This is a genomic window from Ruegeria sp. CDSC079 (assembly GCF_059610505.1).
Window position 1 is genome coordinate 130250 of sequence record NZ_JBXWNT010000004.1, and the last position, 24993, is coordinate 155242.

At 57.0% G+C, this 24993-nt stretch carries 23 protein-coding genes; 15 read left to right on the forward strand and 8 right to left on the reverse strand.

All coding sequences use genetic code 11. The features are described from left to right. Positions 1 to 110 precede the first annotated feature (110 nt). The 5 genes from AC2FIC_RS08720 (at position 111) to AC2FIC_RS08740 (ending at position 4250) form a co-directional block, all read left to right on the forward strand. Positions 111 to 722: a TetR/AcrR family transcriptional regulator gene (locus tag AC2FIC_RS08720; protein WP_496692380.1), complete on the forward strand. Its 612-nt coding sequence runs from the start codon at positions 111 to 113 to the stop codon at positions 720 to 722. 96 nt (positions 723 to 818) lie between these two features. Further along, positions 819 to 1844, forward strand: coding sequence for a tRNA dihydrouridine(20/20a) synthase DusA (gene dusA, locus AC2FIC_RS08725; RefSeq protein ID WP_496692379.1), 1026 nt, complete (start codon positions 819 to 821; stop codon positions 1842 to 1844). Positions 1845 to 1882: 38 nt separating this feature from the next. Beyond that, complete coding sequence (locus AC2FIC_RS08730) at positions 1883 to 2707, forward strand: sulfite exporter TauE/SafE family protein (protein WP_281994423.1); 825 nt, start codon at positions 1883 to 1885, stop codon at positions 2705 to 2707. A 23-nt stretch (positions 2708 to 2730) separates the two neighbouring features. After that, positions 2731 to 3486 (forward strand): phytanoyl-CoA dioxygenase family protein, encoded by a 756-nt coding sequence (locus AC2FIC_RS08735; RefSeq protein WP_281994424.1) that lies wholly within the window; start codon positions 2731 to 2733, stop codon positions 3484 to 3486. Positions 3487 to 3521: 35 nt separating this feature from the next. Continuing rightward, positions 3522 to 4250 carry a SpoIIAA family protein gene (locus tag AC2FIC_RS08740; RefSeq protein ID WP_496692378.1) on the forward strand — a complete coding sequence of 243 codons (729 nt, stop codon included), beginning with the start codon at positions 3522 to 3524 and terminating at the stop codon, positions 4248 to 4250. Positions 4251 to 4507: 257 nt separating this feature from the next. On the opposite strand, the gene AC2FIC_RS08745 is transcribed toward AC2FIC_RS08740, so the two are convergent. Genes AC2FIC_RS08745 through ccmI form a run of 3 tightly spaced genes read right to left on the reverse strand, consistent with a single transcriptional unit; the run spans position 4508 to position 6442 of the window. Then, complete coding sequence (locus AC2FIC_RS08745) at positions 4508 to 4741, reverse strand: DUF1289 domain-containing protein (protein WP_142633031.1); 234 nt, start codon at positions 4739 to 4741, stop codon at positions 4508 to 4510. A 16-nt stretch (positions 4742 to 4757) separates the two neighbouring features. After that, positions 4758 to 5222, reverse strand: a complete 465-nt coding sequence (gene ruvX / locus AC2FIC_RS08750) for a Holliday junction resolvase RuvX (RefSeq protein WP_142633033.1) — start codon at positions 5220 to 5222, stop codon at positions 4758 to 4760. Next, the gene (gene ccmI / locus AC2FIC_RS08755) at positions 5219 to 6442 is read right to left on the reverse strand and encodes a c-type cytochrome biogenesis protein CcmI (protein WP_496692377.1); all 1224 of its coding nucleotides are present in this window, start codon (positions 6440 to 6442) and stop codon (positions 5219 to 5221) included. Before ccmI ends, ruvX begins: the two co-directional genes overlap by 4 nt. Before the next feature lie 195 nt (positions 6443 to 6637). On the opposite strand from ccmI, the gene AC2FIC_RS08760 reads away from it, so the two are divergent. The 4 genes from AC2FIC_RS08760 (at position 6638) to AC2FIC_RS08775 (ending at position 11917) form a co-directional block, all read left to right on the forward strand. Then, positions 6638 to 7882: a sarcosine oxidase subunit beta family protein gene (locus AC2FIC_RS08760; protein WP_142633037.1), complete on the forward strand. Its 1245-nt coding sequence runs from the start codon at positions 6638 to 6640 to the stop codon at positions 7880 to 7882. 88 nt (positions 7883 to 7970) lie between these two features. After that, complete coding sequence (locus AC2FIC_RS08765; RefSeq protein ID WP_142633040.1) at positions 7971 to 8300, forward strand: sarcosine oxidase subunit delta; 330 nt, start codon at positions 7971 to 7973, stop codon at positions 8298 to 8300. A gap of 43 nt (positions 8301 to 8343) precedes the next feature. Beyond that, the gene (locus AC2FIC_RS08770; RefSeq protein WP_496692376.1) at positions 8344 to 11358 is read left to right on the forward strand and encodes a sarcosine oxidase subunit alpha family protein; all 3015 of its coding nucleotides are present in this window, start codon (positions 8344 to 8346) and stop codon (positions 11356 to 11358) included. Continuing rightward, on the forward strand, positions 11351 to 11917 hold the full coding sequence (locus AC2FIC_RS08775) for a sarcosine oxidase subunit gamma (protein ID WP_281971888.1): 567 nt from the start codon (positions 11351 to 11353) through the stop codon (positions 11915 to 11917). Before AC2FIC_RS08770 ends, AC2FIC_RS08775 begins: the two co-directional genes overlap by 8 nt. A 60-nt stretch (positions 11918 to 11977) precedes the next feature. Here AC2FIC_RS08775 and AC2FIC_RS08780 read toward each other — a convergent pair whose 3' ends face one another. Then, positions 11978 to 12373, reverse strand: coding sequence for a hypothetical protein (locus AC2FIC_RS08780; RefSeq protein WP_496692375.1), 396 nt, complete (start codon positions 12371 to 12373; stop codon positions 11978 to 11980). Positions 12374 to 12473: 100 nt separating this feature from the next. Next, positions 12474 to 13235: an FkbM family methyltransferase gene (locus tag AC2FIC_RS08785; protein ID WP_496692374.1), complete on the reverse strand. Its 762-nt coding sequence runs from the start codon at positions 13233 to 13235 to the stop codon at positions 12474 to 12476. A 102-nt stretch (positions 13236 to 13337) separates the two neighbouring features. On the opposite strand from AC2FIC_RS08785, the gene AC2FIC_RS08790 reads away from it, so the two are divergent. The 3 genes from AC2FIC_RS08790 (at position 13338) to AC2FIC_RS08800 (ending at position 15486) form a co-directional block, all read left to right on the forward strand. After that, a complete protein-coding gene (locus tag AC2FIC_RS08790; RefSeq protein ID WP_142633050.1) occupies positions 13338 to 13937 on the forward strand; it encodes a superoxide dismutase in 600 nt (199 codons plus the stop codon). A gap of 4 nt (positions 13938 to 13941) precedes the next feature. Further along, entirely contained in the window at positions 13942 to 14823 is an 882-nt protein-coding gene (locus tag AC2FIC_RS08795; RefSeq protein ID WP_496692373.1) for a metallophosphoesterase, read from the forward strand. A gap of 210 nt (positions 14824 to 15033) precedes the next feature. After that, a complete protein-coding gene (locus AC2FIC_RS08800; RefSeq protein WP_496692372.1) occupies positions 15034 to 15486 on the forward strand; it encodes a host attachment family protein in 453 nt (150 codons plus the stop codon). Positions 15487 to 15522: 36 nt separating this feature from the next. Here the strand turns inward: AC2FIC_RS08800 and AC2FIC_RS08805 are convergent, their stop codons facing one another. After that, entirely contained in the window at positions 15523 to 16086 is a 564-nt protein-coding gene (locus AC2FIC_RS08805; protein WP_496692371.1) for an LOG family protein, read from the reverse strand. Positions 16087 to 16212: 126 nt separating this feature from the next. On the opposite strand from AC2FIC_RS08805, the gene AC2FIC_RS08810 reads away from it, so the two are divergent. The 3 genes from AC2FIC_RS08810 to AC2FIC_RS08820 all read left to right on the forward strand — a co-directional run bounded on the left by AC2FIC_RS08810 (position 16213) and on the right by AC2FIC_RS08820 (position 19829). Beyond that, positions 16213 to 17490: a LysM peptidoglycan-binding domain-containing protein gene (locus tag AC2FIC_RS08810; RefSeq protein WP_496692370.1), complete on the forward strand. Its 1278-nt coding sequence runs from the start codon at positions 16213 to 16215 to the stop codon at positions 17488 to 17490. Positions 17491 to 17567: 77 nt separating this feature from the next. Beyond that, a complete protein-coding gene (locus AC2FIC_RS08815; protein ID WP_496692369.1) occupies positions 17568 to 19373 on the forward strand; it encodes an ABCB family ABC transporter ATP-binding protein/permease in 1806 nt (601 codons plus the stop codon). Between the two features lie 51 nt (positions 19374 to 19424). Next, complete coding sequence (locus AC2FIC_RS08820) at positions 19425 to 19829, forward strand: DUF2147 domain-containing protein (RefSeq protein WP_496692368.1); 405 nt, start codon at positions 19425 to 19427, stop codon at positions 19827 to 19829. 32 nt (positions 19830 to 19861) lie between these two features. Here the strand turns inward: AC2FIC_RS08820 and AC2FIC_RS08825 are convergent, their stop codons facing one another. Both AC2FIC_RS08825 and AC2FIC_RS08830 read right to left on the reverse strand, forming a co-directional pair. Then, positions 19862 to 23641 (reverse strand): efflux RND transporter permease subunit, encoded by a 3780-nt coding sequence (locus tag AC2FIC_RS08825; RefSeq protein WP_496692367.1) that lies wholly within the window; start codon positions 23639 to 23641, stop codon positions 19862 to 19864. Then, a complete protein-coding gene (locus tag AC2FIC_RS08830) occupies positions 23638 to 24870 on the reverse strand; it encodes an efflux RND transporter periplasmic adaptor subunit (protein WP_271947728.1) in 1233 nt (410 codons plus the stop codon). Before AC2FIC_RS08830 ends, AC2FIC_RS08825 begins: the two co-directional genes overlap by 4 nt. Between the last annotated feature and the right edge of the window lie 123 nt (positions 24871 to 24993).

A 24993-nucleotide genomic window follows, 5' to 3' on the forward strand; every position in this document is an offset into this window, starting at 1 on the left:
TGAATCGGTAAACTCGCGGGTTTACCTTAGGCAGGGGGCAGGGCCTTGTAAACCCGAGAGTTTACCTAGCGTTTGACCGGCTCATATCAAAGGGTCTATAGCTTTGGAGCATGAATGACCTCAGCGCACCGAAAGCATCAAAGCATGCCCAGATCATCGAGGCTGCCGTAGCTGAATTCCAGGAAAAGGGGTTCTCGGCGGCCAGTATGGATCGGATCTCGGCACGGGCCGAGGTCTCCAAGCGCACACTGTACAAGTATTTCGAAAGTAAGGAAAACCTGTTCCGCTCGATCGTGGTTGAGCTGTCGAACCGCTTCTCTGAGGTGTTGGATATTAGATACGAAAAGGGCCGGGATATCCAAGAGCAACTGACCGATCTGGCCTGGGCCGAGGGGCGCATTCTGATGTCACCCGAGGTGATGGCGATGTCGCGTATGGTGATCAGCGAAACCTTGCGCAATCCCGACCTTGCGGTCGCCGCGCAGGGTAAGCTGGACAAAACCGCTATTTTCTCAGCCATGCTGAAAGAAGCAGCGGAAGATGGTCAGCTACGCATCGATAACCCCGACATCGCGGGTCGTGAATTCATCGGTTTAATCAAGAGCAGGGCATTCTGGCCTATGGTTTTTTGCGGGTCCGTACTTAGTCAGGAGGAAATGTCTGATACCATTCAGCGCAGCGTCGAAATGATGATTTGCCGGTACGGTGTCGACAATCGGTGACGCGGTTGGCAGGCACAGGGACGACCCCTTTCGAATATGCTAAACCCCAGGCTGCCCGATTCGAGGGGCAGGAATTTGCGGTTTCGATCCGTCTGAATGGATACCGGGTGCGACGAGGGCTCAGCATTGAATGACAAGGTAAGACAAGCCGCACGCCTGAGCGTCGCCCCTATGATGGATTGGACGGACAGGCATTGTCGCTATCTGCATCGGTTGCTGAGCACCGAGGCGCTGCTGTACACTGAAATGGTCACAGCGCCTGCGTTAGTTCGGGGTGGTGCGCTGCATTTGCTGGACCACAACCCGCAGGAGCATCCCGTGGCCCTGCAACTGGGAGGGTCGGACCCTCAGGAATTGGCACAAGCGGCCCGGTTGGGGGCGGATGCTGGTTATGATGAGATCAATCTGAATTGTGGCTGCCCGTCTGATCGAGTGCAATCTGGCACTTTTGGTGCGGTGCTGATGAAATCCCCTGACCGCGTTGCGGATTGTGTTGCCGCAATGCGCGAAGCCGTGGACGTAGATGTCACGGTCAAATGCCGCATTGGAGTCGACGACCAACAGCCCGAAGATATTTTGCCTGAGTTTCTGAGCCAGATCAGGCAAGCGGGATGCACACGGGTCACGATCCACGCGCGCAAAGCCTGGCTGCAAGGGCTCAGCCCCAAAGAAAACCGGGATATTCCACCCCTGGATTATGATCTCGTGCATCGGATGAAGGCGGAATTCCCGGATATGCACATCTCTATAAATGGTGGCATTGCTGATCTGGAACAGGCGCGCGGGCATCTGGATGCAGGGCTGGATGGTGTCATGATCGGGCGGGCTGCGTATCATCAGCCGTCAGATGTTCTGTCCACAGCGGATCCTGTGATTTTTGGGGTCGGTCAGACCGCCGACCCGTTTGCTGTTGCCCGGAAAATGGTGCCTTATATCGAATGCCATCTTGCTGGCGGAGGGCGCTTGCACCAGATTACGCGACATATGCTTGGCCTGTTCGCAGGACGGCCGGGTGCGCGGGCTTGGCGACGGACCCTGTCTGAAGGTGCGGTGCATGACGGGGCGGGCCCCGAGGTTATGTTGCAGGCACTGGATCATGTCGCGCCTCTGACCGAGGCCTGAATGGTGGCAATACGGCAAAAGGTCGGTTGGGGGGAATGATGCCCGAAGTAATGTTGCTTGCTCAGATGCTGGTTCTTCTGCTGGTGATCGGAGCGCTGGCAGGCGTTTTGGCGGGTCTGTTGGGTGTCGGTGGAGGCATCGTGCTGGTCCCTGCTTTTTTCTATGCGTTTCAGACCCTTGGGTATGGCGGCCCGCAGTTGATGCAGCTGTGCCTCGCCACCTCACTGGCAACGATTATCGTAACCTCACTGCGGTCGCTTCTGGCACATAACAAAAAGGGTGCCGTTGATTGGGATATCCTGCGCAGTTGGGGTCCGGGCATCGCCATCGGTGCGGTGTTGGGCGTGATGGTGGCATCCGCTCTTCGGACCGAGGCATTGCAAGCCCTGTTCGGTGTATTGGGTATGGTGATTGGCGCCTATCTTGGTCTGGGTAAATCCGAATGGCGGCTTGGAGACGCCATGCCCAAGGGCCTGAAACGCGCTCTCCTGTCGCCCTCGGTCGGCTTCCTATCCGTTCTGATGGGTATCGGCGGCGGCAGCTTTGGCGTACCGCTAATGAGCTTGTTCAACACGCCAATTCACCGGGCTGTGGCCACGGCGGCCGGGTTTGGCGTGATCATCGCTGTGCCCTCGGTCATGGGGTTCCTGTTTCTCGAAATTGCCCCTGAACACCGCCCGCCCTTTACCATCGGCGCCGTCAACTTGATTGCCTTTGGGATTGTGGTCGCCATGACCATGATCACTGCGCCTTGGGGCGTAAAGTTGGCCCATGCGATGGATCCAAAGCCGCTCAAGCGGATATTCGCGGTCTTCCTGACTCTGGTCGCCCTGAATATGTTACGCAAGGCGTTGGGTTTTTGAGTTCTTTCGAGGAAAAGGGCTGGGTGAAATTTCCCCACGACCGGGCTATTCTGGACTGGGTATCTTATGCGCTGCCCGCAGCACGCGCTGCTGCGGCGGATCCGGAATTCGCGCATTGGCTGGACTGTGAAGGGACCTGGTTCATTGGGGTCGACGCGCTGAACAACGACACCGAGGGCAGGGTCCAGGGTTCCCCGGTTCTGACCGGGGCCGTCATGGATTTCATAGTGTCGCGTTATGGGTCGTTGCCATTGCACAAAGCCCAGGTCTCGGTCATTTTCCCCGGCTACCCGTTGCCCCGGCGCGGAGAGGGCGAGGCTGCTGCCCAGTATCGAGCAAAGCGGGATGCGGCCCATGTGGATGGTTTACGCCCGTCCGGCCCGGACAGGCGCCGAAGGGTCGAGGAACCGCATGCGTGGATACTGGGCATTCCATTGACTGATGCCAGCGAGAATGCGTCCCCGATGGTTCTTTGGGAAGGTAGCCACAAGATCATGCAGGCTGCATTTGCGGATGCACTTGAAGACAAGCGCCCGGAAACTCTGGATCAGGTGGACATAACAGATGTTTATCAGGCTGCCCGTCGTGAGGTCTTTGATACTTGCCGTCGCATCGTACTGCCCGCACGTCCGGGCGAGGCCTATCTGCTGCACCGCCACTGCCTGCACGGGGTAGCGCCATGGGGCAGCGGGGCTGAGGCTGGGTCGGATGGCCGGATGATCGCCTATTTTCGGCCTGAATGCGCTGGCGGTGTGGCCGAATGGATCAAATCCTCCTAACGTTCTGTCATTATACAGATTTGGAGGATTTTTTGATGATTGCTGTCCACAAAAACTCTGACGGAGCATTGATTGAAATCGAGCTTTCCGGCGAAGTGACAGGTACGGACTATTCCACAACATTGATCCCGGCGATTGAGGCCGCACTGGCCGAACACGACACGGTGCGGTTGTTGGCGATCGTGCAGCCAGAGTTCAAAGGGTACGATCTGAATGCGGTTTGGTCGGATACAAAATTGGGCCTCAGCCACTGGCGCGGCTTTGATCGAATTGGAGTGGTGGCGGATCAGGGTTGGGTTCAGACCAGTATCCGGCTTGCGGCTCCACTTTTCCCTTGCCCTGTGCAGGTATTCGATCACGCGAATATTGAAGAAGCGCGCCGATGGTTGCGCGAATCTCTGGGCTCAATTCACGTTATGGATCTGGGCGGCCCCTGCGTGCAGGTCAGCCTGATGGGAAAACTCGACCCTGACGAATTCAAAAAGGCCGAAACCGATCTGGAGTACATTTTGCAGGAGAAACAGGGGTTTCGCCTGCTGATTGATCTGTCCAAGTTCGACGGATGGCAAGGCCTTACGGCGCTTGCCTCGCATTTTCGGCTGGCCCGGGGGCATATTGGCAATCTGGATCGGGCAGCGGTTGTTGGCGACAAAGCCTGGCAACATCTGGCCCAACGGGTGGCCAGTCACATCCTTGGCACACGCACTCAGTTCTTTCCCGCCGAGGAAATTCAGAACGCCAAAACATGGCTTGCGTCTGGGTAGAAACGCAGCGGCTTGAGCCTGCTGTGACATTTACGTCAGGGCACAGAAATATCAGCGAGGATTTTTCTTGATCGATTGGTCAAAAAAGACGTACACAGATCGAACTCCTCTGCCGAGCCACTGCAGAGGATCGATTGTTGAAACGCGCCGCTGTGGGTTGCCACTCACTCACCAGCTGTCAACGAACTTGACCCCCTCGTAGTTCAGACCAGCCCGCAGCGGTGCAGATTCAGCAATCACATCCTTTTGTGGAAATCTCAGGCCTTGTTGAGCCGCCCCGCCCGGCCGCCGCGCCGTTTGGCAAGCAGCGGTTTGCGAGACGGTAGGTCTGCCATGATATCGGCGCGCTCAGAGCTGTCCATTTTTGACCAGCGAGAGATTTCGTCGATCGTGCGGTAGCAACCGGTACAAATACGCTCGGTCGGGTGCACAACGCAGATCTGGATGCACGGGCTTTCGACCTCGTTCCTTTTCCAAACCATGTTCGACATCAGCGTTTTCCGATCCTTAAAGAAAGCGCATTCTGTCCAGCGCGCCTTGCAGAATATAGCCTGCCGCGACGTGGTCGATAACCTGTCCGCGACGCTTTCGTGTCGTATCCGCCTCAAGCAGTGCCTTTTCTGCCGCAACCGTGCTGAGCCGTTCGTCCCAGAACCCGATCGGAACTTCGGTCAAACGGGACAGGTTTCGGGCAAAGGCACGGGTGGACTGGCAGCGCGGCCCTTCGCTGCCATCCATGTTTTTCGGCAGACCCAGTAGGATGCCCCCGATCTCACGGTCGGCGATGATTTCCAGCAGACGGGCAGAATCCAGAGTGAATTTCTTGCGCCTTACGGTCTCCAGCGGGCTTGCAACACCGCGCATCCGGTCCGAGACTGCAACCCCGATAGTCTTTTCTCCCAGATCGAGACCGATCAACGCGCTCATAGGCGCAAGCGCGCCTGCAAATTCCTCAAAAATGTCATGGATCATTGGGTCACCCCAGCCTGAGCTGCTGCCGCACCAAGGATATCCAGTGCGTTGTCATTGTCCGAGAATACGGATTGGGCTTCGGCGTAGATCGCGGTGGCCCGGTCGATGTCGCCAACCACCCCAAGGGCACCGATCAGTCGGGCCCATTCTTCGGGGGAGCCGCCTTCGGTTGCAAGCCTGTCTGACAGTTGCTCGACCATGCCAAGGATCATCTCTTGTCGCTCTTGTGCGGTCAGAGATGCAGCGGCCTCGATGTCATCCTCACCGGGGCCTGGGTTCCCTGCTGGTATAGGGGCGGCATTGAACACACCCGCACGAAAGGCCAGATCGTCCATCTGTGCGCGAATGGCCGTTGCCCAGGGGGCATTTGTCGGCGCGCTTCCAAGTGCATCCACCCAGATCCTGTAACCGATATCAGGTCGTCCGACCTGTACCATCATCTGTCCCAGGTAATACAAGGCCGGACCATGGCGTGGATCACGCTGCAATGACTGTTTCAATGCGTCTTCAGCTTCGGGCGAGATATATCCGTTGGTAGCAAGGATCATCATCTCGGCAAGATGCGAATAGACATCTGCGGGTGCAGTATTCCCGGACAGTTCGATCACACGTTGCTGCGCTTTGTAGGCGGCATGGAAGTTACCTGCGTTCGCCTCGTGCTGGGCAAGAAGGATATGTCCTTGTAGGTCATCAGGACGACCGGAAACGGTTTCGCGTAGTTGCCCGAGAAGAGAGGCATAGCTTTCGTCAAGCTGTGGCAGTGGTGCGGGTGGCGTGGCGGCTTCTGCCTCGGCCTGACTGGGGCGCTCTGTGCGCAGAGCATCGGCCATTTCTAGCCGCAATGACAGGGGCTGATCGGGGAGCCCGGCTGCACCAAGCTTCAGATACATCCAGGATCCTCCGCCTACCAGGATGACCGCGACAAATATGGATGCCGTAACCGAGATCCATTTGGAAGGCCCTTGCGGTTCAGACAAAGATTGCATCTGCGCATCAGCCGCAAGAATGCGGCGTGAAATTTCCGTGCGAACTCGCTCGGCATCTGCGTCAGCGATGACACCACGGGCCAAGTCTCGATCTACGCTGGCCAACTGTTCACGATAGACCTGCAAGTCATACGCAGTGGATGGTTCGCGCGTATCTCGCCTACGCAGTATCGAAATCCCAAGAAAAACCGCTATCAGGACGGCGGTGGCTATGATGAGGGCCCAGAAGGTCATGATAACTCCAAGATGGCTGTCCTGACTTAGACCTGTGGCGGGGCGGAAAAAAGGGACAAATGGCCGCGAGGGGGCTTCATGTCGCAATAATAAGGGCGATGTCGCAATAGTGCGATATTATGGCGTTGCACGGCAGGGGCCAAAGGCGGTTACACGGCATACCTGCGCCAATCACCGAACCGGATGGATTCGCTTATGAAACACTATTCAGCCTTTGCTGTGGCGCGCGAAGCGCTGCGCTATCATACCGGATGGGAACGCGCCTGGCGTTCGCCCGAGCCCAAGAAACGCTATGACGCCGTAATTGTGGGGGCGGGTGGCCATGGTCTGGCAACCGCCTATTACCTGGGTAAGAACTATGGCATCCAGAATGTCGCTGTGATCGAAAAAGGCTGGCTGGGCGGTGGTAATACCGGTCGGAACACAACCATCATCCGCTCGAACTATCTGCAGGATCCGTCTGCCGCGATCTATGAAAAGGCGCGCAGCCTTTATGAGGATTTGAGTCAGGACCTGAACTATAACGTCATGTTCAGCCCGCGCGGCGTGATGATGCTGGCGCAGACCCAGCATGAAATCCGCGGCTATCAGCGCACGGCTCATGCGAATGCGCTGCAGGGTGTAAAGACTGAATGGATCACACCTGAACGGGTCAAGGAACTGGTGCCAATCATCAATCTCGAAGGCCCGCGCTATCCGGTTCTGGGTGCGCTGTGGCAGGAACGCGGTGGCACCGCCCGTCACGATGCGGTGGCTTGGGGCTATGCGCGCGCTTGTTCCGCCATGGGCATGGATATAATCCAGCAATGCGAAGTGACCGGGGTTCGGTCACAGGATGGTCGTGTTGTCGGTGTCGACACCACCAAGGGTGCGATCGACTGTGACAAGCTGGGAATCGTGGTTGCGGGCCATTCCGGTCAACTGGCCGAAATGGCGGGCTTCCGTCTGCCGCTTGAGGCGATTGCTCTGCAGGCGCTGGTGTCTGAGCCGATCAAACCCTGCATGGACGTGGTCGTGATGGCCAACACGGTGCATGGCTACATGTCGCAATCCGACAAGGGAGAGATGGTGATCGGTGGCGGCACCGACGGGTTCAACAACTACACCCAACGCGGCAGCTTCCACCATATCGAAGAAACTGTGCGCGCGCTGGTCGAGACCTTCCCGATGATCTCACGCCTAAAAATGCTGCGGCAATGGGGCGGGATCGTGGACATGACCGGTGACCGGTCTCCGATCCTGTCGAAAACACCGCTTGGGAACTGTTTCATCAACGGTGGCTGGGGCACCGGTGGCTTCAAGGCCATTCCGGGGTCCGGCTGGGGCATGGCACAGCTGATGGCCACGGGCCATTCACCGCTGACCGAGGCGTTCTCGTTGGATCGTTTCAAAGAAGGCCGCTTCATCGACGAAAGCGTCGCGGCCGGGGTGGCGCACTGATGCAGATTTTCCGGCGAAAAATCTCGCGCGCCCGTTACTCAGATTTCGCATGCAGCATGGTCTCGCCTGCTGCCGAGAGGATGAACATATGCTGATCCTGAATTGCCCCTATTGCGGCGTCGATGCCGAAGAAACCGAATTGGCCGCCGGTGGCGAGGCGCATCTGAAGCGTTTCGGTCCGGGCTCGTCGGATGGTGACTTCCACGATTACCTGTTCATGCGTGAAAACCCTAAAGGCGTTCATTTCGAACGCTGGCGCCATGCGAATGGATGCGGCAAGTGGTTCCACGCGGCGCGCTGCACGCAAACGCTCGAAGTTTTCGGCACCTACTCTGCCCAGGTGTTTGAGCCGCCCAAAGAAATTCGCGAGGCGATCACCGCCAAGCGCCCTGGCTGGACGTGGAGAGAATACAAATGATCCGCGCCACCACCCGTAATTACGCCTGCGAAAGGTCCGCATCATGAGCACCCGTCTCGCAAATCAAGGCCGGCTGATTGACCGGTCGAAACAGGTCACATTCTCCTTCAACGGCACTTCGATGCAGGGCTACGAAGGCGACACGCTTGCCTCTGCCTTGCTGGCTAATGATCAGATGATGATGGGCCGGTCGTTCAAGTATCACCGCCCGCGTGGTGTTGTCGCCAGTGGTGCGGAAGAACCCAACGCTCTGGTCGGTCTGGGGCAGGGCAATCGGTTCGAGCCGAACCAGCGCGCCACCACGACCGAGCTGTTCAACGGTCTGACCTCGATTTCTCAGAACCACTGGCCGAACCTGGAATTTGATATCGGTGCGATCAATACGCACCTGTCGCGGTTCCTGCCAGCTGGCTTCTATTACAAGATGTTCATTCATCCCAAGCCGTTCTGGAAACACGTCTACGAGCCGTTCATCCGCCAATCTGCCGGTCTGGGCAAAGCCCCCGACAAGGACAGCCGTGATGCGGATACCTATGAGCATTTCTACAACTTCGTCGATGTGTTGGTGATCGGTGGCGGTGTGGCCGGTTTACAGGCTGCCAAAGTGGCTGCTCAGACCGGTGCAAAGGTCATGTTGATTGAGCAGACCGCGCATTGGGGTGGCCGTGCCCCAGTTGATGGCGGCACAATCAATGATGAGCCTGTGGATAAGTTCGTGGAACAAACTGTTTCCGAACTAGAAACAATGAACAACGTCATCTTGCGCAATCGCTGCATGGGTGCAGGGGTCTATGACCATGGCTATGTGCTGGGCTATGAACGCCTGACGGACCATAAGCCTGGCGCACAAGGCCCGCGCCATCGCCTGTGGCGTATTCGGGCGAAACAGGTCGTGACTGCTACCGGAGCGATTGAGCGTCCGTTGTCTTTTGCGGGTAATGATGTGCCGGGTGTCATGCTGGCCTCGGCCATGCGGGACTATGTCGTGAACTGGGGTGTGACACCCGGTGAAAAGGTGATTGTGGCCACCAATAATGACGACGCCTACCGGACTGCGATCACCCTGAAACAGGCCGGTGTGGATATCTTGCGTGTGGTTGACGCAAGGGCTACCTCGGGCCCTCTGGCTGAAGAGGCGCGCCAACTGGGTATCCGCGTCGATGTGGGCAAGGCCATTGCCAAAGTCAAAGGCGGCAAACGCGTCAAGAAAGTTGCCATCTGCAATCAGGACGGCATCGGTGGCGCCCGTGAAGAGGTGGAATGCGATGCGGTTGCGATGTCGGGCGGTTGGTCTCCGGTCGTGCATATGTGGTCGCATTGCGGCGGCAAGCTGATCTGGGACGATGCCAATGCGCATTTCCGGCCGGATCCTGCACGACCCCCGCTTGGGGCTGATGGCGAAGGGTTCGTCGTAGCCGCCGGGGCATCGAATGGCCCGATGGCGCTGGGCGATGTGCTGGCCGATGCCGATGCAGCTGGTAAGGCCGCAGCCAAAGCGGCTGGATTCAAAACCAAACGCACCAAAGCGCCTGTCGGGGAAACTACGTCCGAGGCACCTATGGCTGCGGTCTGGTTGATGCCTGCGAACGCGGATATTCAACTGCGGATGAAGTCCTGGCTGGACTTCCAAAACGACGTCAAAGTTTCGGACGTGCAACTTGCCGCGCGCGAAGGATATGAGAGCGTCGAACATACCAAGCGTTACACCACTCTGGGCATGGCAACGGATCAGGGTAAACTGAGTAACATCAACGGATTGGCGATCCTAGCTGATGCGTTGGACTCCGAAATCCCGAAGGTTGGAACAACAACGTTCCGCCCGCCTTACACCCCAATTTCAATGGCATCTATCGGCGGTGAGGCACGTGGTGAGGTGTTCCAGCCAATCCGCCGGACTCCGATGCATAACTGGCACGACAAGAACGGCGCCGATTGGGAGCCGGTCGGCCATTGGCGCCGGACCTATGCCTATGTTCGCCCGGGTGAAACCGTGCATGACGCCGTGAACCGTGAGGTGAAAAACACCCGCGAGAACCTCGGCTTGCTGGACGCCTCGACCCTGGGTAAGTTGATCGTCAAAGGGCCGGACGCAGGCAAGTTCCTGGACATGATGTACACCAACATGATGTCTACGCTGAAGATCGGCAAATGCCGCTATGGCCTGATGTGTTCCGAAAATGGCTTTCTGATCGACGACGGTGTTGTTGCTAGGATCGACGAAGACACATGGTTGTGCCACACCACCACCGGCGGGGCCGAACGTATCCACGGTCACATGGAAGAATGGCTGCAAACCGAATGGTGGGACTGGAAAGTCTATGTTGCCAACGTGACCGAGCAATATGCGCAGGTCGCCGTTGTTGGCCCCAACGCCCGCAAGGTGCTTGAAAAGCTCGGCGGCATGGATGTGTCGAAGGAGGCGCTGCCCTTCATGGAGTGGCGCGATGGCAAGATCGGCGACTTTGATTGCCGGGCCTATCGCATCTCGTTCTCGGGTGAGCTGTCGTACGAGATCGCCGTCCCTGCATCCCAAGGGCAGGCCTTCTGGGATGCGCTGACAGAGGCAGGCAAGGAATTCGGCGTGATGCCCTATGGCACCGAATGTCTGCACATCCTTCGGGCCGAGAAAGGCTTTATCATGATCGGCGACGAAACCGATGGAACCGTGATCCCGCAGGATCTGGGGCTGCATTGGGCGCTGTCGAAAAAGAAAGAGGATTACCTCGGCAAGCGCGCACATTCGCGCAGCCATATGGCCGATCCCGAGCGTTGGAAACTGGTGGGTCTTGAGACTGTGGATGGTTCTGTCATCCCGGATGGGGCTTACGCAGTGGGCGAGGGCGTCAACGCCAACGGTCAGCGCAACATGATCGGTCGTGTGACCTCAACCTATTATTCGGCCAACCTGGGCAAAGGTATCGCCATGGGCTTGATCAAGCATGGTCCTGACCGCATGGGCGAGATTGTCGAGTTCCCGGGCACCGATGGCAAATCCTACAAAGCAAAGATCGTGGATCCGATCTTCTTCGACAAGGACGGGGAGAAGCAGAATGTCTGAACCCATCAGCGCACTGAACCACGCCAGCTATGAGGGCATCGCCAAGGTTGAAGAATGCGGCCTGCAGGGCATGATCACCCTGCGCGGCGACCTGTCCGACAAGGTTCTGGTGAAGGCCGTCAAAGACGCCACCGGCCAGAAAGTACCCGGCCAGCGCGAGGCATTTGTCGACGGAGACAGCGGTGTTTGCTGGATGTCCACCGACGAATTGCTTGTGCTTGTCCCATATGCCGAGGTCGAGGCCAAACTGGCCGCGATGACCAACGCGCTAAGCGGTGTGCATGCCCTGGCGGTCAACGTCTCGGATGCCCGCGCGGTGTTCAGCATCTCGGGCTCGAACGCTCGCGAAGTTCTGGGCAAACTGGCCCCGGTAGATCTGTCGGCTGACGCCTTCCAACCCGGCCAAATCCGCCGCTCGCGCTTGGCGCAGGTTGCCGGTGCGTTCTGGCTGGATGACGCCGAAACTCTCCGCGTCGTCTGCTTCCGGTCAACCGCAGACTACGTGTTCAAACTGTTGAAGGTCGCAGCGCAGCCGGGCAGTGAGGTCGGGGTTTATTAGGTTCCGAAGCTAGGAAAAAAAGCCCCGGATTTTCCGGGGCTTTTGCGGTTTAACCGAAGCTTAACCATCGATCACTTTGCATTTGCCTTGCCCTGAAGGCTTGTTGACAAAGTTGGCATTCACCCAGTTGCCTCTCAGTTTCACGGTGTTGTGAGAAGGGTCAATGCGGGCCGTGTAATTTACCCGGACTTTTTGGCCGCCAAACTCTGTCAACTCAACGCGCCAATCCAGCTTGTAACGCTTCTTTCTATCAATTTTCAGCTTAGCGGACTGCATTTCGTTGTGCCCGCTGGCTGTTTGCGCACTAACGCCGTCCTTATCAATAACAAAGATATAGCGGGGCGCGACCCACCCGGTTCCGTCGCGGTCGCGAACGGCACAATCGTAAGTAATTGTTTCCGCCGCCGCTGCCTGTGCAAAAACGGTAAAAATGGATGCTAAGAAAAGATATTTCATGGTTCCTCGTTTACTCGGTCTATCCAGAAGGGAAGACACCAAACAACGCGAGAGTTTCAAGCGCATATGCAACTAATGCGCGAAAAAAATACTGCACCTTCTATTCATGCAACACAACGGCGCGATACCGCTTCAACTCTTGAGGTTGCAGCAATTCTTCGACCTTTAGCGGGTGCCCGTTTTCGTCTTGAATTTCGGTGTAGAATGAAAGGCTTTCAAGGAGTTGAGATGTCCGTGTAAGCCGGTCTTCCTCGGCCAGAAGGGGCGAGTGGAGCGAAAGATAGAGGGCCGGGCGATGCTTTTTCAGAAAGGGCAGAAGGCTCGGCAGAACCGCAAATTCTGCCCCTTCGATATCCATCTTGACCAAGGAGACACGGGACAGGTCATTTACGGCCTCGAACTGATCCCACTCGATGGTCAATGCATCTGTCCCATGCACCCCGTCATGCAACAGTGAACTGGTGGAATCCCCGGGTTCACCGCGAACGGATGCCATACGGGCCACGCCGAATTGATCCGACAATGCGACGCCAAATGCCGAAACATTGCGAATGTCGTTCAGGTCCAGATTCCACGCCAGATGCCGAAACGCGGTGGGGTCTGGTTCGAAACACCAGACGTGGCGGGCTTTGCGGGCACCGTACAGCACCGTTGGGCCAATCCATGCCCCGATGTCCAGATAGTCGCTGTCCGGCGTTAGATATCTATCCAGCACGGCAAAAGTCTCGGGCTCCCACGCGCCGGCCGAGGCCTTGCGCCAGAACTTCGAGTGGTAGGGATCCAGCCGGAAAGGCTCGCCATTCAGGCTGCCCGCATAGTATCCGCGGGCGCGGTAAAACATCTTGCGCGCCTGAGTTAGCATCGCGGACCTCCGGGTTTTATGATCTCTGCCCTTGACCTGCGGCACTTGCCAAAGCATTTAACCTTTGGAAACCGCAACATTCATTTTCAACAGGGGGCCGAGATGGCTTTTGAACTTCCTGATCTTCCTTATGCACACGACGCGCTGGCAGCCAAGGGCATGTCCGCCGAAACATTGGAATTTCACCACGACCTGCACCACAAGGCCTATGTCGACAACGGCAACAAGCTGATCGCCGGTACCGAGTGGGACGGCAAGTCGCTGGAAGAGATCATCACCGGCACCTACGACGCAAATGCCGTCGCGCAAAACGGCATCTTCAACAACATCAGTCAGCTTTGGAACCACAACCAGTTCTGGGAGATGATGGGCCCCGGCGACAACGCCATGCCTGGCGAGCTGGAAAAGGCGCTGGTCGAATGCTTTGGCTCGGTTGACGAGTTCAAGTCGCAGTTCAGCGCAGCTGGTGCCGGTCAGTTCGGTTCGGGCTGGGCGTGGCTGGTCAAGAATGCGGACGGTTCGTTGGCAGTGACCAAGACCGAAAACGGCGTGAACCCGCTGTGCTTTGGTCAGACTGCTCTGTTGGGCTGCGATGTGTGGGAGCATTCTTATTACATCGACTTCCGCAACAAGCGTCCGGTGTACCTGTCGAACTTCCTCGACAACCTGGTGAACTGGGAAAACGTCGCTTCGCGGATGTGATCCAGTGACCCGTAGAGGGTTCATAAAGGGCCTGCTGGCAGTGATGCTGGCAGGCCTTTTTGCTGCCACGTATGGTTTCTTCATCGAACCCGCGCTGCGCCTGCGTGTTCGTAAGTGGCGGATCCGGCGCGCGGACTGGACCGCACCGCCGCTGCGGATCGCGGTGCTGGCTGATCTGCATGTGGGTGAGCCCTATGTGGGGCTGAAAAGAGTCCAGCAGATCGTTCGGCGCACAAACGCTCTGTCACCTGACCTTATCCTGCTGTTGGGTGACTATGCCGCCGGGCATAGGATAAATCTAAAACCTGTGAAAATTGCCGATCTGGCGCCAGTGTTGTCCGGATTGCAGGCAAAGCATGGTGTCTATGCGGTTCTGGGAAATCACGATTGGTGGGATGACCGGTCAGCCCAAAAGCGCAGGGGCGGGCCGAATCTGTACGGCGATGCGCTGAGGCGGAATGGTATCCGGGTGCTTTCAAACGAGGCCTTCAAACTGGATGGTGCCGGGATTTGGCTTGCAGGCCTCGAAGATCAGTTGGCGATTTATACGGGCAATGGTCGATACCAAGGGCTGGATGACCTGCCTACGACGCTTAGGCAGATCACGGATGATGCCCCGGTGGTGATGATGGCGCATGAACCGGATATCTTCCCCAAAATTCCTGATCGCGTGGCCCTGACCCTGTCAGGTCATACTCATGGAGGGCAGGTACGGCTGTTTGGCTGGTCGCCGGTGGTGCCCTCGAAATTCGGCAATCGCTATGCCTATGGTCACGTGCGCGAAGGCAATCGTGATCTGGTCGTGTCCGGGGGTATCGGATGTTCGATCCTGCCCGTGCGTTTTGGTGTAACGCCCGAAATTACGGTCATCGAACTGTCCTCCTAACCGGTGAAAACTCGCCTATAACCGCAGTTTCGCGGTCCGGCCGGATTGTAAGACGGCGCGCAGTGCTTACTTTAAGTGTGGCGGAGGAGAGAGCCGCAAATCACTTTAAAAAAATTCCAGGCGGCGCGGCGAAAAACAAAGCTGCGTAAACGGTTAGCCGTGCCTGAAACCCGAGGGATGGTCTCAGAAAAACCAAAACAGGAGATCACAATGGTCGCACTATCGCAGGGAACATGGATTGTCATTGCCGACGGGGAAAAGGCGCTGTTCATGGAGAATATCACGGATGCCGAAGACCCCAATCTGGTGGTTGTCTCGGTCGAAGAAAGCGACGGCTCAGGCGTCAGGCCTTCGGATCGGGCAGGGCGACGCTCTGACAACGGGCCCAATCAGAAATCAGCCGTTGAGGAACCCAAGTGGAAATCGCAGGCCAAGTCTCTGTTCGTGCAGGATGTGGCAAATCTGTTGAATCGCAAAGGCCTGAAGGGGGCATATAAGCGCCTGGTACTGGTCGCCAGCCCTCATGTTCTGGGGCTTCTGCGCCGCCGCCTGCACAGCGAAGTCCTAAGGAAAGTGGTGGCCGAGGTTGATAAGACCCTGACCAACCACCCGCTGAACAAAGTGGAACAGGTTCTGATCAGCCGTCTAAAACCCGCCACCTAGGTCTGCGGCAATCTGCGGGCGGGTCACACCGCCCGACTAGCCCTTATGCGGGACCAACATCGCTCTCAGGGTCGACATCGCCGTTTCCGGGCTGTCGACCCACGCTATGAAATCGGCCAGAGATGTGTCCGCAAATCCCTGGCCGATGACCTGCTGCACAAGATCATGGAGGGCATCCCAATATCCATCAACATTCATGACCAGAATGGGCTTGTCGTGCAGACCCAACTGTCGCCATGTCAGGGCTTCGAACAATTCGTCCAGTGAACCCGGACCACCCGGCAGGACAACCACCGCATCGGCATTCATGATCATGACCTTTTTGCGTTCGTGCATCGTTTCGGTGATCACGAACCGGGTCAAGTCTGTCTTGCCAACCTCGCGCTTTAGCAGGTGAACGGGAATCACGCCGAACGTGTCCCCTCCGGCGGCTTGGGCCGCACGCGCGACCTCGCCCATCAGACCCACATCGCCCGCGCCATAGACCAGTCGCCAGCCCTCCTGCGCCAGAAGCTGACCAAAGGAGCGGGCTGCGTCGGAATAGCTGGTTTGGGCGCCATTGCGTGACCCGCAATACACACAGACGGATTTCTGAGACATCGAGAGGCTTCTCCGGGGTTGTATCTGGGGTTTTGACCCGTGATAGCGGTATTGATAGATTGGCTCAACCGTCAGGCAGAATGCGTTGTAGATAAGGCATTTGCGCTGCGGAGTGAAAGGAAGAGTATGGATTCCAATTCGGGAAGCGAGAGCCCCAGATCTTTCACCTGGGGGGTGATCGCCGGTTTGCTGGTTCTGTTGGGCGTCGGCGGTGCATATTTTTCCGGCGCGTTTAACGGCACGTCTCTCGACCCAACAGCGCAGGAAGATGTGGCTGAGGATGCGTCTGAGAACGCGTCCGTTGCCTCGGACACAGAAGAAACCCCGCAGGCCGATGCGACGACTGATACGGATACGGCAGCAGCCGAGGCTCCGACCGAAGAGGCTGACGAGACCGCTGAATCGGCTGAGGAGGTTGCTGAACCGGCTGAGGAAGTTGCCGAAGTTACGCCTCCGGCCTTGGATCAGATCTTTGTTGAGCCTGACGGGAATGCTGTTCTGTCCGGAAATGCAGAACCCGGCGCCAAGGTGCGGGTATTGCTGGACGGTGAGGCAGTTCACAGCTTTACCGTTGATGACAGCGGGCAGTTTGCCGAATTCGTGTCGATCCCGTTTTCCACGGCCGCACGCGGTCTGACACTGGAAACCGATGGGGTCGATCAACCGGTCCGCTCTGATGACTATCTGATTGCGGCTTTGCCCGAACCCGAACCAGAGGTCGCATCGGTTGATACGGCGGAAACCACCCTCGCCGACGAATCCGCAGGCGGCGATGAAACCGAGGCGGGGCAGGTCGCTCAAACCGGCGACACATCTTCTGAAGGAACGGCAGATTCCACGCAAGGACAACAGGTTGCGATCCTGCGATCGGGGGAAGACGGGGTCGAGCTTGTCCAACCTGCGACGCCTCAGAGCACCGAACCTGATCAGGTCGCGTTGGATACGATCGGGTATTCAGACACGGGTGAGGTCGAGCTGACCGGCCGCGTGGCTGATGGTTCCGCGGTACGCGTGTACCTGGACAACCAACTGGTCGCTGATATGCAGCCCACGGATGATGGAAAATGGCGCAGCGAGATCGAAGGCATTGATCCCGGTGTGTATACGCTGCGTGTGGATGAGGTTGCCTCGGACGGCACGGTTAAAAGCCGTCTGGAAACCCCGTTCAAGCGTGAGCCTCTAGAAGTTCTGAGCGTGGCCGAAGTGGACGATGGGCCTGCACCCTCTCAGGAAACACCGGCCATCCGTTCGGTTACAGTACAAAAGGGTGATACGCTTTGGGCTATCTCTCGGGAACGATTTGGCGATGGTGTCTTGTATGTCAAACTGTTCGAGGCCAACCGAGGCGCGATCCGCGACCCGGATCTGATCTATCCGGGGCAGGTATTCACCATTCCGGAATAATCCTGTACCTCTGACCTTCCGGGGTCAGGGGCACTCTCTGACCGCAGTTCCGGTACGTGAAGAGACGAGTAGCCCCGATGAATTCCGACAATATCCCAAAATTGGACGCGCGCAGCTCTGGCTGGCGTACAATCCGGAAAGTTGCGCCTTATCTCTGGCCCGAGGATGAGCCCTGGGTTAAGCGCCGCGTTCTGATTGCTATGGGCATGTTGGTTCTGGCCAAGTTGATCGCGGTCTACACCCCGATTTTGTACAAAGGTGCGGTTGATAGCCTGGCGGGCGAGGGCGTTCCCCCCGTTGCGCTGGGTGCTGTTGGGTTGACGGTGGCATATGGTGTCGCGCGCATGATGACTGTTGGTTTGCAGCAGTTGCGGGATGCGGCCTTTGCTCCTGTCGGGCAGCGGGCATTGCGCGCACTGGCATTGGAAACTTTCCAGCATATCCACCAGTTGTCGATGCGCTATCACGTGACGCGGCGCACGGGCGGTCTGAGCCGTATTATCGAGCGCGGCGTAAAGGGGGTCGAGTTCCTCTTGCGTTTCCTGCTGTTTTCCATCGGGCCTTTGATCCTTGAACTGCTGCTTGTTGCGATCATTCTGATGTGGCTGTTTGATGTCTGGTATCTGGTGGTCGTCGCGGCAACGATCGCGCTGTATATCTGGTTCACATTCGCAGTGACCGAGTGGCGCGTGAAACTGCGCCGCGAGATGAATGATCAGGATACCGAGGCGAACCAGCGCGCCATCGACAGCCTGCTGAATTTTGAAACCGTCAAGTATTTCAATGCCGAAACGCGTGAAGCTGAACGGTATGATGTGTCAATGAAAGCCTATGCGGGGGCAGCTCTCAAGACTGCGTATTCTCTGGCGTTTCTAAATTTCGGGCAGTCCTTTCTGATCACCTGCGGATTGATCGGTGTAATGGTCTTGGCAGCCATCGGGGTGCAGGCCGGGACGCTGACCGTGGGCGATTTCGTCATGGTCAACGCCTATATGATCCAGATTACCGTACCGCTGAACTTTTTGGGTACGGTGTATCGGGAAATCCGCCAATCTCTGGTCGATATGGGCCAGATGTTTGACCTGTTGGAACAACCCGCCGAAGTGGTCGACAAGACCGATGCACTGGATCTGGATGTAACAGGAGGTGAGGTTACCTTGCATGATGTACAATTCGGATATGATGCTGAGCGGGAAATTCTCAAAGGTGTTTCCCTAACCATTCCTGCGGGCCAAACCGTAGCGATTGTGGGTGCGACGGGGTCGGGTAAATCCACCATCGGTCGGTTGCTGTTCCGGTTCTACGATGTCACCGGGGGCGCGCTGAAAATTGATGGGCAGGATGTGCGCGACGTCACGCAGACCAGCCTGCACGCGGCAATCGGAGTGGTGCCACAGGATACCGTGCTGTTTAACGATACCATTCGCTATAACATTGCCTATGGACGCGACGGAGCCACGCAGGAAGATGTCGAAGCCGCCGCCCGGGCTGCCCAGATCCACGATTTCATAGTCACGTTGCCCGAAGGCTATGACACGACAGTCGGTGAGCGCGGGCTAAAGCTGTCGGGTGGGGAAAAGCAGCGGGTCGGTATTGCCAGAACGCTGCTGAAAAACCCGCCGATCCTTTTGCTGGACGAGGCGACATCGGCGCTGGACACAGATACCGAACAAGACATCAAGGATGCTTTGGCCCATGCGGGCGAGGGGCGTACGGTTCTGACGATTGCCCATCGCCTGAGCACAATCGCCGAGGCAGACAGTATTGTAGTGCTAGAGCGTGGCAAAATCCTGGAGCAAGGCACGCATGATGAGTTGCTGAAACGTGAGGGGCGTTATGCCCAGCTTTGGAATCGCCAGCAATCGGATATGCAGGCGGCCTGATAGGCGGCCCAAACTATGTTACACTACAGATCACTCATCTGAGGTTTTGTTATGCATAAATATTTCCGCAAGTTCATTGTGCCAGCCATAGCGGCAGTTGCCACACTTACACCGGTCTATGCGCTTGGAGACCCCATCATTGGAATTTGGAAGACCGAGCCGGACCGGAAGAACCTCGTCTCTGACATCAAAATTACAGCCTGCGGTGACAAGTTCTGTGGTCAGATTTTATCTGCATATGACGCCAGCGGAAAAGCAGTACAGACGCCGAATATCGGAAAGAAACTGTTCTGGGATGTCGGCAGCCAAGGCGGTGGTAAATATGGCGGGGGTGAATTCTGGGTGCCGTTAGTGGATGTTGATGCAGTTCCGCAAATGACGCTGAAGGGTGACACTCTGATGGTCAAAGGGTGTGAACATCACATTTGTGCGCATCAAACCTGGACGCGCGAGTAAAACAGGGCTGGATTGCCCAACCCTGTTGCTCTTTATTCGGCTGCTTTCAGCGGTGAACCGGTCGGTTCTTTCCCAGAACTGTCAGCGCTCGGATCGTCGGCACGCAGCTCATCATCCCAGACCATTTCGGTTGCCTGAGCATTCATCGCGGCTTTACCGATAGCCATATCCAGCGCCACCTGGCTGGATTTTCCCGCTGTAGCACGGGCCAAAATCTTACCCAACCAGATGGCATAGGTTGTCACCCAGACCCGCATAGCCAAAAGCGAAGGCGTCACGATCAGCGTCAGTACCGTCGCGATACCAAGGCCAAAGACAACTGCGGTTGCCAGCTGTTTCCACCACAGTGCTGTGGGGCTGTTGATCGAATACCCGCCGTTGATAAAGTCCAGCGACAGCCCGAACATCATCGGGGTAAGGCCAGCCATCGTGGTGAGTGTGGTCAACAGAACCGGACGAATGCGTGCCTCGGCAGTGCGTATGATCGCCTCGATCCTTGGCATGTACTGGCTATATTCCTGATAGGTGTCGATCAGAACAATGTTGTTGTTCACCACGATCCCCGCCAGAGCCACAATACCCGTTCCTGTCATGATGATCGAGAAGGGCTGTTGCATCACCATCATACCGATCAGAACACCTGTTGTGGACAGTACCACTGCCAGCAGAACCAGGATCGAATTGTAGAACGAGTTGAACTGCGCGAGCAGAATAACGAACATCAGCCCCAACGCGCCCATAAAGGCATTCACAAGAAACGCCCCGGATTCGGCCTGATCCTCCTGATCACCTGTCCATGTCCAGCTGACGGAACTGCCAAAAGGATCGGTTTCCAGCCATTCAGTCAACACAACAATCCGTTCGTTCGGGTTAATCAGACTGGTGCGCGCGTCACCGGATTCGATCAGCGTGCGCAAAGCATCGGTGCTTTCTGCCTCGGTCAGCATGATCAGTTCGAACTGAGTGCCATCGGGAAATGCCAATGCGCTAGCTGTGGGGCTTTCATCCTCTGCGAGTTCGCGCACCACTGCCAATCTTTGATCGGCCCCATCCGGTCCTGTGACCACAACATTGCTCAGGCCGGGCTCAACATCCGCCTTCACGTCAAAATAACGTTCCTGATCGACACGGTTGATTTCGGCCAGTTTGGCGACTGGTTTGCGCGAGACAAAGTTGGACAGTGGCACCAAACCATCGACCGTGCGGACCTTGAGCGTGTCAAGCGTTGACAAGACACGATCCTGATCAGGCAGGCGAACACGGATTTCGATTTCATCATCCACGTTGTCCGGGCGCATTTCGCCCAGCAAAAGGCCACGCGTAACAAGCTGTACCATCGCACCGACGGTGGCTACGTCTGCGCCAAACCGGCCTGCTTTGGCGACATCAACGTCAATCTGCCAATCGATACCGGGCAGGGGCAGCGTGTCCTCGATCTTAATGAGGCCCGGGGTGGCGTCGAATGCCTCACGTGCGGCCAAAGTGGCTGATGTCAGCTCTTGCCAGCCACCGGCCTTGATCCGCAGATGGACAGGTTTGGAAGAGCCTGGCCCTTGCTCAAGCGGCAAGGTCTCAACGATGATCCCCGGTAGCTGCGCAAGCTCCCTGTTCAACTCTTCCAGAACATAATCGCCGTCATAGTCTGGCGCCACTGTGTGCCGGTCCAACAATCCTCCGAAAATCGGTTCCGAGACGTTCGGTCTGTCTTCCCAAGGGATGATTTCGAACTGAACCTGACCAACTGTATCCGCCGGGGATTGGCCACCGGGTCCACCGGTGTCCAAACCACCTTCACCAGCGAATGCAAAGACGTTGATAACAGCCGGGTGCGCACTGATAATCTCTTCTGCGGCGAGTACCATCTGGTCCTTTTCGGCCAAAGAGATATTGCCGCGTGCACGGACATAGGCCGTGGCCTGCTCTGGTTCGCTTTCAACGAAGAATTCAACTCCGCGGTTGTTTTCCCCAAATGCCGTCATGACCAGATACACGGCGAAGCCAATCACAAGGATTGACACAAGCGGCATGACCGGGTTGCCCACAAGGAACTTTACCACATGCCCAAAGCGTGTGTGTTCGCGGCTGGTCTGCACATGCTCAACCGGGGCGCGTTCGATTTTTGCCGCGCTCAGGGTGACCGACCCGGCAAACGCACCTAGCATGAACAGGATCATTCCAAGAACTGAACTACCTGAATCGACCAGGTAATTCGGGTTCAGTGTCTGCATCGCCCCCAGGAAGATCAGGTATAACGACGGGGGAACCATCGCTGCCCGAACCCACCAGGCTGTTCGCGCCCTCAGCCAGTTCGACGACCGGTCAAACACGCGGCTGAGGCGGCCGGAAACGCCGCCCATCACGGGCAGGTAGATCAGTGCAACGATCAACGACGCCGACAAAACGAATATCAGCGTAACTGGCAGCATCCCCATGAATTCGCCCGGAACGCCGGGCCAAAAGAGCATAGGCAAGAAGGCGCATAATGTCGTAGCTGTCGAGGATACGATCGGCCAGAACATCCGTTGTGCGGCTTCGACATAGGCATGCATGGGACCCACGCCCTCGTTGATCCGCTTGTCGGCATATTCAACCACCACGATGGCCCCGTCGACCAGCATTCCGACCGCAAGAATCAAACCGAACATGACGATGTTCGAAATGCTGACCCCCATCACCGCAAGGAATGCAAAGCACAGCAGGAATGAGGTTGGAATCGCAAAACCCACCAGCAGGGCGGCACGGGTCCCAAGCGAGGCCAGAATGACAATCATAACCAGCGCAATAGCGGTAAGAACCGAACCCTCAAGCTGGCTGACCATCGACCCTACGATCCGGCTCTGGTCGTTCGAGGTGCCCAGTTTGATCGCCGCCTGCATCTCGGCTGGCCATTTGGATTGGGCCGCTGCGATAGAGGCTTTGACCTCGTCGACCGTGTCGATCAGGTTATAGCCTTTGCGTTTGACGACCTGCAGTGCCACGGTGGCCTCGCCGTTGAAGCGGGCGGTGCCTTCGCGATCTTCGAAAGTATAGTTGATTTGCGCCAGCTCGCCCATGGTCACGACGCGGTCGCCATTGACCTTGACGGGTAGGTCATACACGTCCTGGGCGGTCTTGAAAGACGAAGGGATCTTGACCGAGAAGGTGCCTTGATCGGTTTCCACCTCACCAGCGGCGATCAGCTGGTTGTTATTCTGAACAACATTGATCAGCTCGGCGGCGGTAACGTTATACGCTTCCAGCCGCAGCGGGTCGATGATCACTTCTAGCAATTCGTCTCGATTGCCAGCTATCCCTGCCTCAAGCACGGAATCCAATGCTTCCAGATCATCCTGCAAGTCTTTGGCGACACGGGCCATTGTTCTTTCAGGAACAGCCCCGGTCAGATTGACAATCACAATCGGGAATTCAGAAAAGTTGATCTCGGTCAGGGTATATTGCTCAGCCCCTTCAGGAAAATCGGCCTGGGCGCTGTTCATGGCGTCGCGGACATCGGCCATGATCGCCGTCTTGTCCCATCCAAAATCGAACTCCAGCGCGACACCGGCATAGCCTTCGGCAGCCGTCGACGTCATTTCTTTGAGACCGTCCAGATCAGCCAGCTCGGTTTCCATCGGCTTGACCAGCAGGTTTTCCGAGTCTTCAGCGGAAATGCCGGGGAACTGAACCGAGACGAAAAGCGCAGGGATTTCGATATCCGGCTCACCTTCTTTCGGCAGGCCAACATAGGCGTATCCACCTACGATCAAGGAAATCGCGATAAATGCCAGAACCATTCGGGCTCGGCCAGCGGCCCAGCTTACTATTCCGGTCATTGCACTGCATCCCGATAAGTTGGCTCAACCATCACGCCGCGAGTCACGAATTCTTGCCCGACAATGATGATGTCCGCCGTTTCCGGCAACCCGTCGACCCAGACACCTTCGGAGGTGTCGCGCAACAAAGTGACCGGCAGGAAATCCACAATGTTCCCATTTCCAACGGTCCGTACACCAACTTTGCCATCGTTATTCAGCGTCAGTGCGGACTGAGGCAACAGATGTGCCTTGGTCCCTTCAGCCGAGATTCGGATGTCCGCAGTCTGACCGTCCCGAATTGTCAGGTCGGGGTTAGGAACGGTAATCTCGACCTCAAAGGTCCGGGTGGTCTCATCGGCCGACCGGCTAAGGAAGGTGACCCGCCCAGAGACCTGAAGCCCCGAGATCAGCTGGGCCGAAGCCTCGGACCCTACGATGATCCGGTTTACATCTGCCTCGGGAACAAACCCGACCAACTTGATTGGGTCCAACTGGATCACAGTCGCACACAGCGACCCTGGTTGCATAAGGCTTCCAAGCTCAGCTGTGTCACTTTCTAGCAGACCCTTGAATGGAGCTTCGATCGTCTGGCGTTCGATTTCACGTTCGGCGGCCTCGACTTCGGCTGATGCCGCTTCGATACCGGCGCGTGTTGCTTCCAGCCCGGCTTCGGCGCTTTTGATACCAGCCTGGGCTGTACTCATTTCTGCCTCGCTGGAAATCCTGCGGGTTTCCGACCCAAAACCGGTCTCTGATAGCTTTCGTGCGGCTTTCAAGTTGATTTCGGCTTCGGCTACGCGTGCATGTGCCTCCAGCAGACGCGCTTCGGCTTCGGGCACCCGGCTTTTGGCTTCAAGCTTGGCGGCTGCTGCTTCGGCCAGGCTTGCCGGACGGGTGCCTGGATCCAGCTCACATAACAAATCACCGGCTTCGACAAAACTGCCCTTGCGCTTGGGTTCTGATACGACAGTTGACGTCGTTTCGGCCAGAACTTCGACCTCGCGGTTTGCTCTGGTTTGTCCACGCAGAGTCACTGCACTGTCTACTTCGCGGGCGACAGAGCGCTGTGCAACTACACGGATTACGTGCCGATCCTCTGCGGGAATTTCAGAAGATTCTGCCTCGGACGTAGTGCCCGGGTTTGAATCATCGCGGCCGGCGAATGCTAATAATGCATCCCTTTCGAATACCAAATAGAATAAGGCAACAATCACCAAAAAGGCGTTTACGAATGAAATCAAACGCATACAGGGTCTCTCCCAGAATTCTTTGCCGACTGTCCCTCGGCGCGCATGCTTAGAAATGGGGGCGGGGCCTCATCTTTTCCACACTAAACTGAATAGTTCGGTTCACTTTTTTCTGCAAGGGTA

Bases quoted from the DNA above. Each gene is read 5' to 3' on its own strand.
- AC2FIC_RS08790 (WP_142633050.1), top strand. From the start codon at position 13,338: ATGGCTTTTGAACTTCCTGATCTTCCTTATGCACACGACGCGCTGGCA.
- AC2FIC_RS08815 (WP_496692369.1), top strand. From the start codon at position 17,568: ATGAATTCCGACAATATCCCAAAATTGGACGCGCGCAGCTCTGGCTGG.
- AC2FIC_RS08820 (WP_496692368.1), top strand. From the start codon at position 19,425: ATGCATAAATATTTCCGCAAGTTCATTGTGCCAGCCATAGCGGCAGTT.
- ruvX (WP_142633033.1), bottom strand. From the start codon at position 5,222: ATGATCCATGACATTTTTGAGGAATTTGCAGGCGCGCTTGCGCCTATG.
- AC2FIC_RS08765 (WP_142633040.1), top strand. From the start codon at position 7,971: ATGCTGATCCTGAATTGCCCCTATTGCGGCGTCGATGCCGAAGAAACC.
- AC2FIC_RS08775 (WP_281971888.1), top strand. From the start codon at position 11,351: ATGTCTGAACCCATCAGCGCACTGAACCACGCCAGCTATGAGGGCATC.
- AC2FIC_RS08800 (WP_496692372.1), top strand. From the start codon at position 15,034: ATGGTCGCACTATCGCAGGGAACATGGATTGTCATTGCCGACGGGGAA.
- AC2FIC_RS08830 (WP_271947728.1), bottom strand. From the start codon at position 24,870: ATGCGTTTGATTTCATTCGTAAACGCCTTTTTGGTGATTGTTGCCTTA.
- AC2FIC_RS08810 (WP_496692370.1), top strand. From the start codon at position 16,213: ATGGATTCCAATTCGGGAAGCGAGAGCCCCAGATCTTTCACCTGGGGG.
- AC2FIC_RS08720 (WP_496692380.1), top strand. From the start codon at position 111: ATGAATGACCTCAGCGCACCGAAAGCATCAAAGCATGCCCAGATCATC.
- ccmI (WP_496692377.1), bottom strand. From the start codon at position 6,442: ATGACCTTCTGGGCCCTCATCATAGCCACCGCCGTCCTGATAGCGGTT.
- AC2FIC_RS08730 (WP_281994423.1), top strand. From the start codon at position 1,883: ATGCCCGAAGTAATGTTGCTTGCTCAGATGCTGGTTCTTCTGCTGGTG.
- AC2FIC_RS08740 (WP_496692378.1), top strand. From the start codon at position 3,522: ATGATTGCTGTCCACAAAAACTCTGACGGAGCATTGATTGAAATCGAG.
- AC2FIC_RS08760 (WP_142633037.1), top strand. From the start codon at position 6,638: ATGAAACACTATTCAGCCTTTGCTGTGGCGCGCGAAGCGCTGCGCTAT.
- AC2FIC_RS08770 (WP_496692376.1), top strand. From the start codon at position 8,344: ATGAGCACCCGTCTCGCAAATCAAGGCCGGCTGATTGACCGGTCGAAA.
- AC2FIC_RS08805 (WP_496692371.1), bottom strand. From the start codon at position 16,086: ATGTCTCAGAAATCCGTCTGTGTGTATTGCGGGTCACGCAATGGCGCC.
- AC2FIC_RS08785 (WP_496692374.1), bottom strand. From the start codon at position 13,235: ATGCTAACTCAGGCGCGCAAGATGTTTTACCGCGCCCGCGGATACTAT.
- dusA (WP_496692379.1), top strand. From the start codon at position 819: ATGGATACCGGGTGCGACGAGGGCTCAGCATTGAATGACAAGGTAAGA.
- AC2FIC_RS08745 (WP_142633031.1), bottom strand. From the start codon at position 4,741: ATGTCGAACATGGTTTGGAAAAGGAACGAGGTCGAAAGCCCGTGCATC.
- AC2FIC_RS08780 (WP_496692375.1), bottom strand. From the start codon at position 12,373: ATGAAATATCTTTTCTTAGCATCCATTTTTACCGTTTTTGCACAGGCA.
- AC2FIC_RS08825 (WP_496692367.1), bottom strand. From the start codon at position 23,641: ATGACCGGAATAGTAAGCTGGGCCGCTGGCCGAGCCCGAATGGTTCTG.